Annotated in this window: 14 protein-coding genes and 2 tRNA genes; 6 read left to right on the forward strand and 10 right to left on the reverse strand. The window is 55.1% G+C overall.

Annotated elements, in window-relative coordinates:
• Positions 1–42 precede the first annotated feature (42 nt).
• A complete protein-coding gene (locus ACSC94_RS05435; protein ID WP_435642031.1) occupies positions 43–1,263 on the reverse strand; it encodes a type II secretion system F family protein in 1,221 nt (406 codons plus the stop codon).
• A gap of 55 nt (positions 1,264–1,318) precedes the next feature.
• On the reverse strand, positions 1,319–3,229 hold the full coding sequence (locus ACSC94_RS05440) for a GspE/PulE family protein (RefSeq protein ID WP_435642032.1): 1,911 nt from the start codon (positions 3,227–3,229) through the stop codon (positions 1,319–1,321).
• Positions 3,230–3,567: 338 nt separating this feature from the next.
• Here ACSC94_RS05440 and ACSC94_RS05445 point away from each other — a divergent pair, with 338 nt between their 5' ends.
• Both ACSC94_RS05445 and ACSC94_RS05450 read left to right on the forward strand, forming a co-directional pair.
• Positions 3,568–3,921, forward strand: a complete 354-nt coding sequence (locus tag ACSC94_RS05445; protein WP_435642033.1) for a hypothetical protein — start codon at positions 3,568–3,570, stop codon at positions 3,919–3,921.
• A 5-nt stretch (positions 3,922–3,926) separates the two neighbouring features.
• Positions 3,927–5,681 (forward strand): RCC1 domain-containing protein, encoded by a 1,755-nt coding sequence (locus ACSC94_RS05450; RefSeq protein WP_435642034.1) that lies wholly within the window; start codon positions 3,927–3,929, stop codon positions 5,679–5,681.
• Here the strand turns inward: ACSC94_RS05450 and ACSC94_RS05455 are convergent.
• From ACSC94_RS05455 to ACSC94_RS05480, 6 genes are all read right to left on the reverse strand, one after another.
• Positions 5,678–6,310 (reverse strand): alpha/beta hydrolase, encoded by a 633-nt coding sequence (locus ACSC94_RS05455; RefSeq protein ID WP_435642035.1) that lies wholly within the window; start codon positions 6,308–6,310, stop codon positions 5,678–5,680. The genes ACSC94_RS05450 and ACSC94_RS05455 overlap by 4 nt on opposite strands.
• Before the next feature lie 6 nt (positions 6,311–6,316).
• Positions 6,317–7,249 (reverse strand): ring-cleaving dioxygenase, encoded by a 933-nt coding sequence (locus ACSC94_RS05460; protein ID WP_435642036.1) that lies wholly within the window; start codon positions 7,247–7,249, stop codon positions 6,317–6,319.
• 19 nt (positions 7,250–7,268) lie between these two features.
• Positions 7,269–8,903 (reverse strand): MFS transporter, encoded by a 1,635-nt coding sequence (locus ACSC94_RS05465; protein WP_435642037.1) that lies wholly within the window; start codon positions 8,901–8,903, stop codon positions 7,269–7,271.
• A 13-nt stretch (positions 8,904–8,916) separates the two neighbouring features.
• On the reverse strand, positions 8,917–10,920 hold the full coding sequence (locus tag ACSC94_RS05470) for an amidohydrolase (protein ID WP_435642038.1): 2,004 nt from the start codon (positions 10,918–10,920) through the stop codon (positions 8,917–8,919).
• Between the two features lie 98 nt (positions 10,921–11,018).
• The gene (locus ACSC94_RS05475; RefSeq protein WP_435642039.1) at positions 11,019–11,702 is read right to left on the reverse strand and encodes a hydrolase; all 684 of its coding nucleotides are present in this window, start codon (positions 11,700–11,702) and stop codon (positions 11,019–11,021) included.
• A 40-nt stretch (positions 11,703–11,742) separates the two neighbouring features.
• Positions 11,743–12,441, reverse strand: coding sequence for a pirin family protein (locus ACSC94_RS05480; RefSeq protein WP_435642040.1), 699 nt, complete (start codon positions 12,439–12,441; stop codon positions 11,743–11,745).
• Positions 12,442–12,547: 106 nt separating this feature from the next.
• Between ACSC94_RS05480 and ACSC94_RS05485 the strand changes: the two genes are divergently transcribed.
• A complete protein-coding gene (locus tag ACSC94_RS05485) occupies positions 12,548–13,438 on the forward strand; it encodes a LysR family transcriptional regulator (protein WP_435642041.1) in 891 nt (296 codons plus the stop codon).
• 118 nt (positions 13,439–13,556) lie between these two features.
• The gene (locus tag ACSC94_RS05490) at positions 13,557–14,372 is read left to right on the forward strand and encodes a transporter (RefSeq protein ID WP_435642042.1); all 816 of its coding nucleotides are present in this window, start codon (positions 13,557–13,559) and stop codon (positions 14,370–14,372) included.
• Between the two features lie 127 nt (positions 14,373–14,499).
• Here the strand turns inward: ACSC94_RS05490 and ACSC94_RS05495 are convergent.
• Positions 14,500–14,576 (reverse strand) — tRNA-Arg (locus tag ACSC94_RS05495).
• A 368-nt stretch (positions 14,577–14,944) separates the two neighbouring features.
• Between ACSC94_RS05495 and ACSC94_RS05500 the strand changes: the two genes are divergently transcribed.
• Positions 14,945–16,180, forward strand: coding sequence for a hypothetical protein (locus ACSC94_RS05500; protein WP_435642043.1), 1,236 nt, complete (start codon positions 14,945–14,947; stop codon positions 16,178–16,180).
• A gap of 83 nt (positions 16,181–16,263) precedes the next feature.
• Here ACSC94_RS05500 and ACSC94_RS05505 read toward each other — a convergent pair.
• Positions 16,264–16,340, reverse strand: a tRNA-Arg gene (locus tag ACSC94_RS05505).
• A gap of 184 nt (positions 16,341–16,524) precedes the next feature.
• Here ACSC94_RS05505 and ACSC94_RS05510 point away from each other — a divergent pair.
• Positions 16,525–17,298 carry a hypothetical protein gene (locus ACSC94_RS05510; RefSeq protein WP_435642044.1) on the forward strand — a complete coding sequence of 258 codons (774 nt, stop codon included), beginning with the start codon at positions 16,525–16,527 and terminating at the stop codon, positions 17,296–17,298.
• Positions 17,299–17,507 lie beyond the last annotated feature (209 nt).

Here is a 17,507-nt window from a genome sequence, read left to right on the forward strand (position 1 = left end):
GCGCGAAGGACTCAAAAATGGTATCGATGAACCCGGCATGGTTTAGAAATCAATATTCTCAAAGCTGGCGTAAATGGGACCGAAGACGGCAACGGCAATCCACATGATCATAACACCAAGGAACATGGTCAGGAAGGGTTCAATCATTGCGATAAGACCCTGAACCGCCTCGTCCACGTCGTTGGTATAAAATTCTGCAACCTGGTCCAGAACCACGGTCAGATTACCGGATTCCTCACCCACTTTCAGCATGCGGACAACCATGCTGGGGAACTCGCCGGACGCATTGAACGCTTCGGACAAGGGCGAACCGGCGGAAACCTGCTCCTCCACGCCCTCCAAGGCTTCAACCAACGCCAGGTTTTTCACGGTATTCCGCGCAGCGCGCAGTGCGGACAGCACGTCAATACCGCTGGCAAACATGGCGCCAAAGGTCTGAGCGAAACGGGCAATGTTGATTTTCCGGATCAGCGGACCCGCCACGGGCATTTCCAGAAACAGGCGGTCCATCTTATAGGCAAAATCTTCGGAGGCCTGCACCAGAGTCTTGTAAAGGACAAACAGGATCGGCGGTGTGGCCAGAACGCCCCACCAATATTTCACGAAGAAATCGGACGTCGCCATCAGGGATGTGGTGTACCACGGCAATTCCTGATCCAGATTGCGGATAAATCCAACGATCTGCGGCACGACGAAGCTCATCATCACCACGATGGTCGCGATCACGACCACGACCAGAATGGTCGGGTAACGCGTGGCTTTCCGCACCTTGGCCTGCATCTGATCCACCCATTTCAGGTATTTGATCAAATGGCGGTATGCGGCGGTCAGATCCCCGGTTTCTTCACCGGCAGCAATCAGCGAAATGTACAAAGAACCGAAGGTTTTCGGGTGGTGGCCCATGGCTTCGGACAAGGCCGAACCATCGGATACATCGCGGTGAACTTCGGATAACACGTCGCGCAGACGGTCATGTTCGGTGGTGTCACGAATATCGGCCAGCGCGTCGAGCAAGGCCACGCCCGCGCCCTGCATCTGTTCCATATGCATGAAAAGCTGGATCAAATCGCGCGTGCTGATCTTCGGCGCGCGAAAATCGGACAGCATGCCCTTTTTCTTGGTCAGCGACTGACATTGGATCAGTTCCAGCCCGGCGCTTTGCAGCTGGTTGTACAAATCCACTTCGTTTGCAGCGGAAATGACGCCCCGGACAGGACGGCCTTTGTTATTGATGGCCCTGTATTTATAGCGATCTGCAGCCATGACACCCGAACTCTGGCAAGTATTGGAACGACTTAATTAGGAACGGGCCGGATGCTTATTTATGAACATCGACGGCCGTAGCGAGGGATTCGAGGGTGGTAATACCCTCAAGAACCTTCAGAATGCCATCGTCCTTCATGTTTTTAAAGCCTTTTTCGTAGGCCTTGCGTTTCAGCTCTGCCTTGCTGCCGTTTTGGGCGATCACTTCGTCCAGATCGTCGTCAAACAACAGAATCTCCGCTATGGAAATTCGGCCCTTATAGCCCTGCCCCGCGCACATCTGGCATCCGCCCTGATGCGCCTTGTAAATCGTCGGCGGGTTGGCGGGATCGACATTCAAAACCGCGCATTCATCCGGCCCCGGCTGGTACGCCTCGCGGCAATGCGGGCAGACCTTACGGACCAGACGCTGGGCGAACACGGCCACGATCGCCCCGGCGATCATCCCCGGCTTCAACCCCAGATCCAGCAAACGGGGAATGGCCCCGAACGAATCGTTGGTGTGCAGGGTCGAATAAACCTGGTGACCGGTCATCGAGGCCTGCAACGCTTTTTCCGCCGTAATCCCGTCCCGGATTTCGCCCAGGAAGATAATGTCCGGATCCTGACGCAGCAGCGCGCGGATACCGTCGGCAAATTCCAATACACCCTCACGCACCGGTGTTTGCCGGATCATGGGCAGGGAATATTCCACCGGGTCTTCCAGCGTTTGAATATTCACCTCAACCGTATTGATTTCGTTCAGCATGGAATACAGCGACGTGGTTTTACCCGAACCGGTCGGGCCCGTCACAATAATGATCCCCTCCGGGCGCGCCTGGGCCCGGCGGATTTTTTCAATGTTGTGCGCGCTGAACCCCAACTGGTCCAGCGGAATAATGTTGCTGCTCTGGTCCAGAACGCGCAGAACGATGTTTTCGCCATGTACAGTCGGCAAGGACGACACGCGGAAATCGGCCAGCTTGCCGCCGATATTCAAACCGAAGCGCCCGTCCTGCGGGCTCAATTTATCGGCAATGTTCATATGCGACATAATTTTCAGTCGCTGGGAAATCCCGTTCCAGTGTTGTTTGTGCAAAATCTGCGCCGTGAACAGCACACCGTCCAGACGGTAACGCAGGCGCGCGAAGTTTTCTTCCGGTTCAAAGTGCAAGTCGGACGCGCCAATTTTCACCGCATCATAAACCAGCGCATTCACCAAACGCACAATCGGGTGGGAATAGGCTTCGTCTTCCGACAATGTCGAAAGATCCGTCGGCTCGCCCTCTTCCAACTCTTTCAGAATGGCCGCAATGGAACTCGCATAGCCATAGGCCGCATCAATCGCCTCGGACAAAATCTTCGGCGTGGTCACCAAGGGCTTGATTGTAATGTTTTTCGGCAGGAAACGACGCAACGTATCCATGGCCACCACGTCATACGGGTCGCACATGGCCACGGCAGCTTCTTTATCGTCAATCGAGATCGGCAAAATCTGGTGTTTCTTCGCCGTGGCTTTGTCGATCATCGCCAACGCATCACCGGAGAAAATTGTATTTCTCGGATCAAACACATCAAAGCCCGAACTTTCCGCAAGGAAGCCGGACAGCAAATCTTCATCAATAAACCCAAGATCGACCAGAACAGACCCCAGCATCTTGCCGGTGACTTTCTTCTCCTGCAGGGCGACGTTCAATTGGTCTTCGGTAATAATGCCCATGGCGACCAGACGGTCACCCATACGGCCCCGATTCAAATCTTCGGATACACCGCCCGCATTTTGCACGGCCAGATCGCGCGTCCCCGCGCCCGCCCCTGCTCCCGATGCCTGTTGCGGTTGGGGTTGCGGTGCGATGTCACGGGTCACAACTTCAACGGTTTCGGCCTCGATATAATCATCGTCCAGCGCCAGAGCGAAAGCTCCGTCGTCAAGTTCGAGATCGGCTCCCGCCGAACGGCGCGATTTCTTATCCGCATTGTCCATCATGTTTATCCCGCACACTGGAAAGAAGTGATTGAATACTCTGTTGAAGAGCAAAAATTGAAATTTTGCCTTTTAATAGAATGCCAGATAAAGCTTAAAGAAAACGCTAATATATTATGGCAAAACAGGGGCTTCCCGCACCCGCTCTATGCAAAAAGTGCAAAATGGGAAAAACAGTGGTTTCAGCCCTTAACTCCATGTTACGATTAATAACTTGCAGAGAGACTCGCCGGGGGAAATGCGAAAATACTCCGGAACATGGGGAACAGAAGCCTTGGAACGCCTTTACATCAAAGGCCTTTCGGGGGTGTGCGCCATTTGCTTATTCCGGGTGATTAAAAATGACGTTTTCTCGCGCGTCAGCTTATTTTTGTTTTGTTGCGTTCTGTGTTGCTGCGTTATCCTCCGCCCCTGCAAAAGCAGAGAGTGGCCCGCGTCACCATGGCGGAACGGCCCAGCAAAAAAACAACGCATCCTCCTCCGATACAGAAAAATTCAACAAACATCGCCATCGGCAATCCCGCGATAAAACGCCCCACGATCAAAAGCAGGCTGAACGATCGTCCGTAAAAGACGACACCAAGGAAGACCGCACCAATTTCTATGTCGATGGAAAAATCGTCGGCTATTTCGAAGGCGGCACGCTGTACGGTGCCGATGGTATTAAAGTTCAATCTGCGAAAACAGGGCGGTGAGTACCATGAAAAATCTCCGCGCCACATTTTTGCTTATTTGTTTCGTGCTGTTGTTTTTCAGCACCCCTGCCCTCGCTGCAGAGACCGCCCCCGGCGATGCCTGCACGACAACAGGTGTCATCCAAAGAACGGGCGGCCCGGAACAGATGCCAGCGCGCACGCTGGTTTGCGATGGCGCCACATGGAAACTTCTGGCCGAGGAAACAACCAGCGGGCAAACACTGCTTCAGATCGGCAATGATACGGGCAGTTGTACAGCCGAAAAAACGGGGCGCATGCGCTACAACTCATCCTCCGATCTCTGGGAGTATTGTGATGGAAGCGACCCCTGGACCCCTTTTAAGAAACCCCTGTGTCTGGACGATGACACAGGGGAGTGTACAGTCAGCCTGACACGCTCCAGCAACGATCCGGATTTTATCGCTTCCAACATTGCCAACGGCATCAACATACTTGGCGTTGTCGGCACGATGACAACGGGCACTCCCGTCTATACCAGCACGATCACAAAGGTCGCCCGTCCCGGCGATAATACCTGTTACCTGACGAACGAAGGGCGCATTTTCTGCTGGGGTCAACATAACTGCGATCAATATGACAGCGTCTGTACCCACGCATGGGGCATCAATATTGAACCAACAGCCTATAATACCGGGGTGGACGCCCCCCTTGGCATTGCCGCCCCCACAGAGATCGATGGCCATTATACGGGATGGACCGCCCTGTCCACCGGGGATTCCCATGCCTGCGGCATTCGCGGTGGGGCCGCATATTGCTGGGGTTGGAATAAATATGGTGGCCTGGGCATTGGCACGAACACGAATTTTGAAAAAACCCCCACGCTGGTCAGTGGTGGATATACGGATTGGGTTAAGATCGATGCCGGCGGTGGTGAGAGCTATGACGGTAGCTACTATATTCAGGCCACAAGCTGTGCCCTTCGCAGCAACGGGCGCCTCTATTGCTGGGGGGCCAATTATGACGGGCAACTGGGCACTGGCAATACGAACAACACCAACGCTCCCACCGAAGTCAGCGGTGCCGCAACAGACTGGGCCAATCTATCCGTCGGCATGTGGCATACGTGCGGGCTCAAAACAACAGGCCGCCTGTATTGCTGGGGCTGGAACGGTGAGGGTCAAATGGGCCGCGGTAACACCACCAGCGCATCCAGTCCGATTCAGGTCAGTGGCAGCACCACGGATTGGGCGCAGGTATCTGCTGGATACTCCCACACATGCGCCGTCAAAACGACGGGCCGGCTTTACTGCTGGGGACAAAACCGCAACGGCGAATTGGGCACGGGGGCGACCAGCGCACGCAGCACTTCACCTGTTGAGGTCAGCGGCGCGGCCACCGATTGGGCCACGGTTGTGGCTGGAACGCGTCATACCTGCGCCATCAAGACATCGGGACGCCTGTATTGCTGGGGATTTGGCGGATATGGCGCGCTTGGGGACGGAACAACCACGGTTTCACAAACAACGCCCTCCGAAGTCAGCGGCGGATATACGGATTGGGTATCAATCGATGGCGGAGGCGCCAGCCTTGACGGAACCGTTGCCGCGTCTCATGACGACACGTACAACTCGACCTGCGGTGTGCGGTCATCCACGGGATTGGCCTATTGCTGGGGTGATCTTTATGGCTCATCGGCTGGCGATGGTATCCAGCGAACGCTGGGATGGAACACGTGGGCCGATGCCGCACAATCCTATAGCACAACCCCTGTGACCGTCATGCCCGCGATTGTCCGCTAAATCGTGCCATACGCCGCCGTAAACCACGATTGCATATCGGTTAAATCCGACGGCCCCAACCCATGGGCCATCGGCTTGGCCCGAAAATCCAGATCCGCCCCCGCATCGGCCAACATGCCCGCCAGCTTTTTCGAATTTTCCAGCGGAATGATCGGGTCCATCATGCCCGTGAGCATCAAGATTTTCTTGCCCTGCAAATGCGGCAATTCATCCGGATCAAACGGCACCATGGCCCGCAACAGCATGGCCCCGTCCAGCACCTCGGGCCGTTTTAAAAACAGACTGGCCGCAATATTCGCACCATTGGAATAGCCGAGCGCAACCAGCGGACGTTTGCCAATTTCGTATTCATCCCGCGCGGCCGTGATAAAATCGGCCAGCTCATCCGTGCGGAATTTCAAATCGTCCAGATCAAACACACCTTCGGCAAGACGGCGGAAAAACCGCGGCATGCCGTTTTCCAGCACGCGACCCCGCACCGATAAAATGGCATGGTCCGGCGCAACCGCCTGCCCCAATGGCACCAGATCATTTTCATCCCCACCCGTTCCGTGCAGCAGCAACAGCACAGGCCTGTCCGCATCACCCGGCAGAAAGATATGTTTGAAATCCGCTTCAGTCGCATTCATGGTTTATCACTCCAGCGGCGGCAGAACCGCGACAATGGCGTCACGATGTTGTTCATATTGGGCGGGCAGTTTTAAATCCTGTCCCAGTGTATCCACGGATTCATCCACGGCAAAGCCCGGATTATCGGTGGCCAGTTCAAACAGAACGCCGTTCGGTTCACGGAAATAGACCGAATGGAAATAATTGCGGTCAATCACCGGAGTCAGGTTCAAACCCTGCCGCGCCAGTGCGGCGCGCACATGCCCCTCTTCCTTATCGCCGCCAATGCGCCACGCGACATGGTGAATGGTGCCCGCACCCGGCGCCCCAGACCAGATTTCCGGCAGGCACCGCAGATCAACAATTTGTCCCAATCCCTTTTTACCCGTGGTAAAGCGGAAACGGCTTTCTTCATTCCCGACGGCATGGAACCCCAGATGCTCGCTCAACAGCGCCGCTGTTTTCTCATAGCCCTGTACCCACAAGGTGACCGAATGGAATCCACGAATGGCCACATCCGCCGAAATTTCATCGGTGGTCCAGACATTCTCGCTCGGCAAATCATCAACACCAACAAATTCCAGCATCAACCCATCGGGATCGGAAATGCGCAGCACCTTGTCCCCGAAGCGATCTTCGGGGCCTTGATATTGAATCCCTTTCTGGTGGAAACGGTCCAGCCAGAATGAAAAAGCCGTTTTCGGAATGGCGAATGTCACCTCCACCGCCTGCCCCAGCCCCGGCCGCCCTTGGGGCGTGCCCGGATAGGGGAAGAAAGTCAGGATGGTGCCCGGCGATCCCACCTTGTCACCAAAATAGAAGTGATAGGTGCTGGGGTCGTCAAAGTTCACTGTCTTTTTGATAAAGCGCAGGCCCAACAATTTCGTATAGAAATCGTAATTCGTCTTCGGGTCGCTGGCGATGGCGGTAATGTGATGAATACCGGATGCGTGGGTCATAATGAATCTCCTTATAATTCTAATCTTTGTGATTTTTTGGTAATTTTTTCGGGTTTCCACCGCTGAGGCCCGGCATCACCGCGTGCATGGTCTGCGGTTTATCCTTGCCGCGATGCAGATCCTGAATCTTCTTCTGCAACACGCGGTCGGATTCCGTGACGCGATCATGATGGCGCAAATGGTCGGCCCAGGATTCCGCCGTAAACATTTCAATGAAACGGCCATGATCCTCGACATCCTCGAAAAAGCCCCATTGAATGGCCCCGTCGCGGCGGCGAATGTCACCCAATTCCGTCATCAGATGATAGAATTTTTCACGGTCCGCATCATCGATCCGGTATTCCAGCGTGACCAGCACCGGGCCACGGTCATGATCCACCGGGGCCGCCAGCATGGGTTCGGGCCAATGGTGGGATGGCGTGTAATCCTCGCCCTCGCCCCGGTTCAGATGGAAACGCCATGTCAACGGCACACCGACAACGATCATCGCCGCGGCCACCGCCAATGTGTCCGACAAACCAACAATACCCGCCACATGCCCCCAGACGATTGACCCCAGTGTCATGGCCCCGAAGAACACCATCTGAAACACGGCCAATCCACGTGCCCGCACCCAATCGGGCAAGGACAATTGTGCCGACACGTTCAGCGATGATACGGCCAAAATCCAACCGACCCCGCCGACAAGCGCACCGATGATGCCCGCCACTTCATGCCCGCCATAGGCCATGGTGACCATGCCAAGGGCGGTCAACAGGCTGGCCAGTGCCAGAATGCGGTTCGGACCAATTTTTGTTTTCAACGGAGCCAGCATAAACGTGCCCGCAATCGCCCCCGCGCCCAACGCGGTCAGCAGGATGCCGTACAAATCCGGCCCGCCTTGCAACACATCCTTGGCCAGCAAGGGCAGCAACGCCCAATAGGCCGACGCAAAAACGAAGAACGCAAAGGCCCGTACCAAGGTGTGGCGCAACGGCAAAGACCGTATGGAGAAACGAACACCCGCCTGCATCGCACCGACCAGCCGTTCACGCGGTACATTCGGCGTGACCTGCGGTGCCGCTGTTTTCCACCACAACAGCGCCGCCACGATCACAAGATAGGACACGGCATCCAAAACCACGGTGGCCACAGCCCCCACGGCAACCAGAATAAAACCACCCAGAGCCGGACCGATGGCGCGCGCAATATTCACGCTGACCCCGTTCAGGGCAATCGCCGGGGCCAGTTCATTTTTTGGCACCAGACGCGGCACAATCGCCTGCCATGCCGGCATGGCAAAGGCCGACATGGCCCCGGTCAGGAATGTGAAGAACAACAATGTCCACGCCCCGACCACACCAGCCCAGAGCAATCCCCCGAAGACAAACAACGCCACAGCCGATAAAATTTGCGTGATGACCAGCAATCTGCGCCGATCAAACAAATCCCCGAATGCACCCGCCGGAATGGCAAACAGGAAGATCGGCAAAGCCGTCGCCGCCTGCACCAACGACACCATCAAAGGTGACGGCGCCAAATCGGTCATCAACCACCCGGATGTCACGTTGAACATCCATGTGCCGATATTGGAGATCAGCGTCGCTCCCCACAACACCGCAAAGACGCGGTGATGGAACGGCGAGAAAGCCGATATTTTTGTTTCTTTTGTCATGATAACTCTTCAATCAATACGCAAAGCAGCCACACCCAATGGCCCACGGGTTTTCAAAGCTGGGTTTCTTGCTCGAGCCATCCAGCCCCAGCCAGCGCGACAATATTCCATCATGCCCGCTGGCATGATGATGGTGCCCACAGCCATGTACAGTACAGGCACTGGCGACCTTGACCGCCCCCTCCAGCGCACCGGATTGATACCCGCCAAAATGACGCACCGGCGACCAATCGGGGCTGACCGGCGGCAATGGCGCATCGAAGGATTTAAATTCATCGGCGGCATACACAATTTTTCCGCCAACGACGGTCATAATGGACACGGTGTCCTTGATGGCTTCATCCGGCACGGTCATAAAATCATGCGACAACACGGCCAGATCGGCATACATGCCCGGCACCAAGGCCCCCTTCACCGTTTCTTCGTTCGATTTATAGGCACTGCCCAACGTCCACAGACGCAAGGCTTCCTCGCGGTCCAGACGGTTTTCATCACCGTACAGCGACAACCCACCCACCGTTTTCCCGGTAATCAACCAATACAATGACACGAACGGGTTAAAGCTGGCCACGCGTGTCGCATCGGTACCACCGCCCACGGGCACGCCCATATCCAGCATCTTGCGGATTGGCGGGCTGTGTTTTGCGGCCTCGGCGCCGTAACGATCAACGAAATATTCACCCTGAAACGCCATGCGGTGTTGCACGGCCACGCCGCCATTCAGTTTTTTGATCCGCTCCAGACTTTTATCGCTGACCGTTTCCGCATGGTCAAAGAACCAGCGCACGCCGTTAAACGGCGTATCGGCATTGACCTGTTCAAACACATCCAGCGCACGGGAAATTGTTTCGTCATACGTAGCATGCAAACGGAACGGCCAGCGTTGTTCGATCAGGTGGCGCACAACCGCCCCCAGTTCTTTCTCCATATTCGCCGCCATATCCGGACGGGGTTGCAGGAAATCTTCGAAATCCGCCGCCGAAAACACCAGCATTTCCCCCGCCCCGTTATGGCGCAGGAAACCATCGCCGCTATACGGCTTCACCATACCGGACCAGCGCTGGAAATCCGCCAACTCCCCACCCTTGTTCTGGGTGAACAGGTTGTAGGCAATCCGCACGGTCATCTGGCCGTCATTGTGCAATTTATCGATGACGTTGTAATCATCGGGATAATTCTGGAACCCACCGCCCGCATCAATCACGGATGTCACGCCCAGACGATTCAATTCCCGCATAAAATGGCGGGTCGAATTGATCTGGTCGCTCAACGGCAAAGTCGGCCCCTTCGCCAACGTGGAATATAAAATCATCGCATTCGGCTCGGCGATCAGCATACCCGTCGGATTGCCATTGGCATCACGCTGAATTTTTCCGCCCGGCGGATCTTGGGACTCCTTCGTCAACCCAACGGCGCGCAACGCCGCTCCGTTTAGCAACGCACTGTCATATAAATGCAGGATAAAGACCGGGGTATCCGGTGACACCGCATTGATTTCCGCCAAGGTCGGCATGCGGCGTTCTTTAAACTGGAACTCGCTCCACCCGCCCACCACGCGCACCCATTGCGGTGCGGGTGTGCGGTCGGCCTGAATTTTCAGCATCGCCAGCGCATCGGACAGGCTGGTTACACCGTCCCACCGCAGCTCCATATTGTAATTCAACCCGCCACGGATCAAATGGGTGTGGGAATCGTTCAGGCCCGGAATAACCCGCTTGCCCTTTAAATCAATCATCCGCGCAAGCGGCCCGGCCAGCGCGCGCATGTCCTTGTCCGATCCGGTCGCCGCCACCATACCGCCCGCCAATGCGATCGCGGTCACATCTGGGTTGTCTTTATCCAGCGTGGTGATTTTGCCGTTGAAAAATACTGTATCAATCTGCGCGTTGGTCATTGCGCCTGCTCCCTTTGGTAACAACCCTATGGCTCCGCCCAGTACCGCCCCGGCACCCAGCATGGCCGTGTTCTGCATAAAATTCCGACGGGTCAGTTTGTGGATTAGAAAATCGGACTTCATTTCTTCTCTCCCCTTATCGTCACCCCGGCGAAAGCCGGGGTCTTCATCCATTACGGCAGGAAGATCCCGGCTTTCGCCGGGATGACGACCCTCATATATCAAGCGGCTTTGTTACCTGATTTTTTCACATTGTGCGGGAATTTGGCGCGTTGGCCGTAATCATGCACCATGCTGGCGGCATAATCGATGCCCATACCATAGGCCCCGAAATGTTCGCGAACGATGTCGGTCGTGCCTTGATAGGTTTCCTTGCGGCTCCAATCGCGTTGCATTTCCAACAACAATTGAACGGTGGAGATGGATTCAGCCCCATGCTGTTCCCCACGGCGAATGGCCGCATCGTGAGCGTCTTTCGATGTGCCGCCCGATGCGTCCACGTTCATAATCACTTCAAACCCTTCGTCCAACGCGCAAATGGTCGGGAAGATCAGGCAGGCTTCGGTCCACAGCGCCGCCATCACCAGTTTCTTGCGTCCCGTCTTTTTCACAGCATCGACAAAGGCTTTGTCTTCCCAGCTATTCATGCTGGTGCGCTCAATCGGGTCTTGTTGCAAAACATCCATCAATTCCGGCCAGATATAGCCAGAGAAGCTTTCCGTTTCCACCGCGGTCAGGATGGTGGGAATATTGAACAATTTCGCCGTTTTCGCCATGGCGATCGTGTTGTTTTTCAGCAATTGGCGGTCAATCGATGTCACGCCGAAGGCCATTTGCGGCTGGTGATCGATGAATACGAAAACGCTGTTATCGGGGGTCAGAAGTTTATCGGTTGCTGCGGTCATTTTTTTAGTCTCCTTCGTTGTGTGTTTGATCATTAAAACTTTAAGGCAAGTCGAGGATCAGGATTTCGGCATCGCTGGTTGCCTGAACGAAAATTTTGTCTTCGTCCATAATCGCCAGCCCATCACCAGATTCCAGATCTACGCTATTCACATTCGCGGTGCCGCGCGCCATCTGCAGCCAATAACGGCGGCCAGATGACGTTGAAACGTCGGAAACAGCACCTTTTTTAAATTTGCCGGCCATCATGCGGGCGTCTTGATTAACGCGCAGTGAATTATCCGCACCGTCCGGCGAAATAACAACACGGAATTTATTTTCCATGTCAGCGGGGGCGAACGTTTGCTGCTGGTATGACGGTGTGGCATTTTCCACATTCGGCATGATCCAGATCTGCAGGAAGTGAACACCCCTGTCTTTGCTGTTGTTAAATTCGCTATGACGCACACCGGTTCCGGCGCTCATCAACTGGATATCACCGGGGCGGATCACGGACCCGTTGCCCATGCTGTCCTTGTGCGCCAGTTCGCCATCCAGCACGTAGGAGATGATCTCCATGTTCGCATGCGGATGTGTGCCGAACCCGGCGGCCGGGGTGACGCGATCTTCGTTAATCACGCGCAACGGGCCAAAGCCCATATGATCGGCGTCATAATAATGACCGAAGGAGAAGCTGTGCTTGCTGTTCAGCCATCCGGTCTGGGTCGGGCCGCGTTCGCCCGAAAATCTCTTCCTCAACATGATTTTATCCTTTCGCTCTCAACGATTTGATAATTTCAGGTTAGATTATCCGCAAAAATATGATAATACTGATTATAGGAACATAATTAGTCGAAAAATTAGAACAATGGACAAACTCGCCAATATGCAGGCTTTCGCCATGGTCGGCCAAACGGGCAGCTTCGCCGAAGCCGCTCGCCGCCTCAACCTGGCCCATTCGGTGGTCAGCAAACGGATCAAGGATCTGGAAGATTATCTGGGCGCGCAGCTTCTGATGCGCACCACGCGCAAGGTGTCGTTGACCGATGCGGGCTATGCCTATCTCGATCACGTCCGAAAATTTCTGGATGAACTGGACGAGGTCGAGGGCGCGTTGCGCCACAAAACGCAGAAGCCCGTTGGCACAATCAAACTCACCGCGCCGCTCAGTTTCGGCCTGCAATATCTCGGCCCCGCGATTGCGTCGTACCTCGCGCAATATCCGGATGTGACGGTCAAAACCTATCTGTCCGACCGCCACGTTGATTTGGTGGAGGAAGGATACGACCTCGCCATCCGCGTTGGCGCACTCAGTGATTCCAGCTTGATTGCAAAAAAACTCGGTGCCTGCCGCCGCGTTGTCTGCGCCACGCCTGCCTATTTCAAACAGCACAGCACGCCGCAAACACCGGACGACCTGCGCAACCATAATTGCCTCAGCTACATCAACCTCGCCGAAGGAAAATCATGGCCCTTTATGATCGACGGGCAAAAAACATGGCAGCCTGTAACAGGCAATTTCCTCTCCGATAACGGCGACCTGCTGTATCAAGCGGCCCTCGCCAACGGCGGCATCACCCTGCTCCCGACTTTCATCGTCGGCGATGCCCTCAATGACGGACGCCTGATTCCGGCTTTAGAAAAATATGAAGAAACCGATTTCGACATCCACGCCGTGTACCAACACACCCGGCATCTATCGGCGAAGATCAGAACACTGATTGATCATTTTGGAAAAATATTTTCTGCTGGATTCTGAAACAGCCTGCAAAAACAGCCCAAATCCCACTCTGAAAAGATTGAACCCTTCCAAAGTTTATGAAAGACTACAGACATTATTATAATTTGATGGACCATCCTGCCACCGGAGAGCATCCTTGAAAAACACATTCAACACTCGCCTTGCAACCCTGTTGACCTGTGCGCTCGCTTTTTATTCCTTTCCCGCTTTCGCGCAAACCAGTGACGAGGATCTGGCCAAACAATTGGCAAACCCTATCGCAAGCCTGATCAGTGTGCCGTTCCAAATGAACTATGATCGCGGCATCGGCCCCGGTGATGACGGTGAAAAAATCACCACGAATATTCAGCCCGTGATTCCCGTATCCATCAATGATGACTGGAATTTGATTTCGCGAACCATCCTGCCCGTTGTCTGGCAAGATAACGTTCCGACGATCGCAGAGGGCAGCGAGTTTGGATTAAGCGACACTGTACAAAGCCTCTTCTTCTCCCCCAAAAGCACGGAGAGCGGGATTATCTGGGGCGTTGGCCCCGTGCTTCTCTTGCCCACAGCAACGGATGAAGCATTAGGGTCAGAAAAATGGGGCGCAGGACCAACGGGCGTTGTGTTGAAACAATCGGGCCCATGGACATATGGCGCACTGGCCAACCACATCTGGTCCTATGCCGGCGATGATGATCGCTCCGACGTCAATTCAACCTTTCTTCAACCCTTCCTGAATTACACCACCAAGGGGGGAACGACGTATTTCCTGAACACAGAGACAACGATCGACTGGGAAGCGGATGAGCAATCCATCCCCGTCAATGCCGGGATCAACCAGTTGGTGACTATCGGCACACAGAAGGTTTCTATAGGGGGCGGCCTTCGTTACTGGGCCGACGCGCCGGACAACGGACCGGAAGGCCTCGGCGCACGGTTGCAATTCACGCTGCTGTTCCCCAAGTAGCACATAGCCCACAGCACAGACGAAACGAACGGGCCGGGAAACATTTCCTGGCCCGTTTTTTACGGCTAAAAAAAACGGGCTCGCCTCTGATGGCCGCCCGTTGATCAACATTCAGACTTAAGGAAAATGGCGCGCCCGTAGGGATTCGAACCCCAAACCTCCTGATCCGTAGTCAGGTGCTCTATCCAATTGAGCTACGGGCGCATTCTGCCCCGGGCGAAACATTGCCGGGGAAAGCGGAGCAGACCATAAGAGAAGCCGAAGCCGATTGCAAGGGGTTTATGACACGTTTCTGATTTTCATAGTTTTTCGCAGAAACCCAAGGGTTTATTCCCCTCCCGCCCCTGTTTATTCACCCCGTCCCCACCGAATTTTTCCGCACCTGCGGTTCACCATAACCCCACAGTTTTGGCGCAGGCCATGGAGGCAGCGCCCCCGTTCAACATAACAATGTGCATGACCCTGATCTTTTGGGGTGAACGCGCCTTGACAGTCCAGCGGTTTTCGTGTGTTTTTAAGGGGGTTTACAGGGACGAATCTGTCCCATTTCATGCCATAGCTGGATTGGTATTATGACACGCAATGTTTCCACCCGTCGGGGTGCTTCTTTCTCACGCTTTGCCTGCAACGCAGCCGTTTTCGCCCTCGCAGGTTTGAGCGCCGCCCTGATCAACGGGGCCCCCGCCGACGCCCGCACGGGTGGCACGATGCCCCCGGCGCTGGTGGTGACCAACGAACCGCTGCCGAATGAATTGCAAAGCAAGATTTACCAGCAACCACGCCGCGCGCCCGTTATCGACACCCAGCAAGTCATGGGCTCGCAATACTGGGACGAAGGATCTGAAACGATTGTTGGCCGCAAGATCGATGATCTGCGCAAGGAATTGTTCGGCCTGCAGGGCAACGTATCCGGCCTGTCCGATCGTTTGAACCAGTTGGAACAAGCCGGTCAAAACCATTCCGCAGATTATTACGCCAACGTCGCAACGATCAGCACGCAATTGCAATCCGGCACAACACCGGGCAACCCGCGTTTGATCAAACGTTTGTCCGTTGCGCGCAACTCGCTGGAACAACTGGCGGGCAACGTTGCATCGCTGAACGATCTGGCTGTTGAAATTTCCAATTCGGCAAGCATGGCGGGCTTCCTGCTGGAATCCGCACGCACCACCTACTCCCTGTCTGGGGCGGTGGAAGAAGATCACGTGCGTCTGTCTCAACTGGAAGATTCGATCAGCAACACCGTTGTTGCCATCGACCGCATGTTGAACACCGTGAATGACGACATCACCCGCACGGTTGCGTATCTGAGCACCGAGCGCAATAACCTGCGCACGCTGTCGCTGGGCATCACCACCGGTGATTTGTTTGGCAAGAGCCTGGGCACCCGCCCGTTCTCCGGCGCGCCGCAAACATCCATGAACGCCGCTCCGCAAGCAATGCCGATGGGTGATGATATGGCTGGTGGTTACGTTCAGCCGGTATCCCAACCCGCGCCGTTGGCCTCTGCCCGCCCGCTGGTCAAAATTCGCTTCGACAAAGCCAACGTCGATTACGAACAACCGGTTTACATGGCCGTGAACGAAGCGCTGCAACGCTACCCGAACGCACGCTTTGAACTGGTTGCCGTTCAACCGACCGGTGGCAACAGCGCCGAAGCAACGATTGAAAGCACCCGCGCTCGCCGCAATGCTGAAAAAGTTCTGCGCAGCCTGACCGAAATGGGCGTGTCGCTAGACCGCATCGATCTGTCGAACCTGCAAAGCAACGAAGCAACGACCAGCGAAGTGCATCTGTACGTTCGCTAATCATCTTACCCTTCATACAATTTTCAAATCCCGGCGCAAGCCGGGATTTTTGTTTTGGGCGCGGCACTGTGCTGAAGAAAAAATGGCGTCCCCGGCGTGATTTGAACACGCGGCCTACGGTTTAGGAAACCGTTGCTCTATCCGGCTGAGCTACGGGGACATCCAGACCACTCTAAACTAGCGAAGGCGTTCGACGCACGCAATGCCCACTTCCCTACAATTTTATCAATTCCAACATGCTGAATTATCACCCCTTTTTGACCTCCTCAAAAAAGGCCGCGACACAACCTTTTTGCGCTCTAATTTATTACTGTAATGTGCAACAAACGCAGGAGGGTGTAGCCATGAGATCCCTGCTTTTCTCAATCACGTTTGCCTTGATCACGCTGGTCGTGTTGACGCTGGCCTTCCCCGCCAAACCAAAGGCACAGGAAGCGAGCGCGACGTCATTGTTTTCCAGCAGCACGGAAACATCCGTCATGCGCATCAGCGCCCATAAAGATTACGCCGAAGAAACCCGTTACAGCCACGCCCAATCCATCCAAACGCTGTTGGGGGCCAATGTGCAGGATGGGGCCGGAAAATCCATCGCGCTGGTCCATGATGTCATTATCGTGAATGGTGATGATCGCGATGATAACGAGGCCGAGTTTTTGATCCTGTCCGATGGGACACAATTCGGCATCCCGGGCCGCATGGTGGCATTGGACTATGACGATGCCGTAAAAAGCGAGCCCCGCCGTGAAACGTTGCGCCGTATCAACACGGCCGACACCGATGACGTGATCGCGTTCGATTACAGCATCGTACAAAACGGGGGCGATACCCGCTTCCTCCGTCTGGATGAAATCAGCGTCCGCAATACGATCGGGACGCCGATCTACGGCACAAAAATGGATCAGGTGGGCATGGTGGCCGACATCACACTGAAAAACGGCAAGGCCGATTTGATCGTGTTCATTCCGACCCCCGTCATGGGCATGGGCGTTGACCCGGTGGCGCTGTTCTATGACCAGACATTGATCGTCAGCGCCGCAGACGGGCACAACGCCTTCCGCCTGAGCCCTGAACAGGACGCCGCGCTGAACAACCACCGATCCGCCCTGCGCACGTTCTAACCCGCGAACAACGGAGCCGCCCCCCGATACGACTACCTGGCGGTTCCGCTCGCCCCTGTGGTCCCCACCCCCACAGGGGCACATTTATGGGCCCCGCATAAACGCGGCACATTTATGGATCCCGCTTTAAGCATGGCACATTTATGGGTCCCGCTTTAAGCATGGCACATTTATGGGGACCGCATTAAACGCGGCACATTTATGGGGGT

Origin of the sequence: Micavibrio aeruginosavorus, assembly GCF_051245535.1 — a bacterium.
In the GTDB taxonomy this organism is placed as follows: Bacteria; Pseudomonadota; Alphaproteobacteria; order Micavibrionales; family Micavibrionaceae; genus Micavibrio; species Micavibrio aeruginosavorus_D.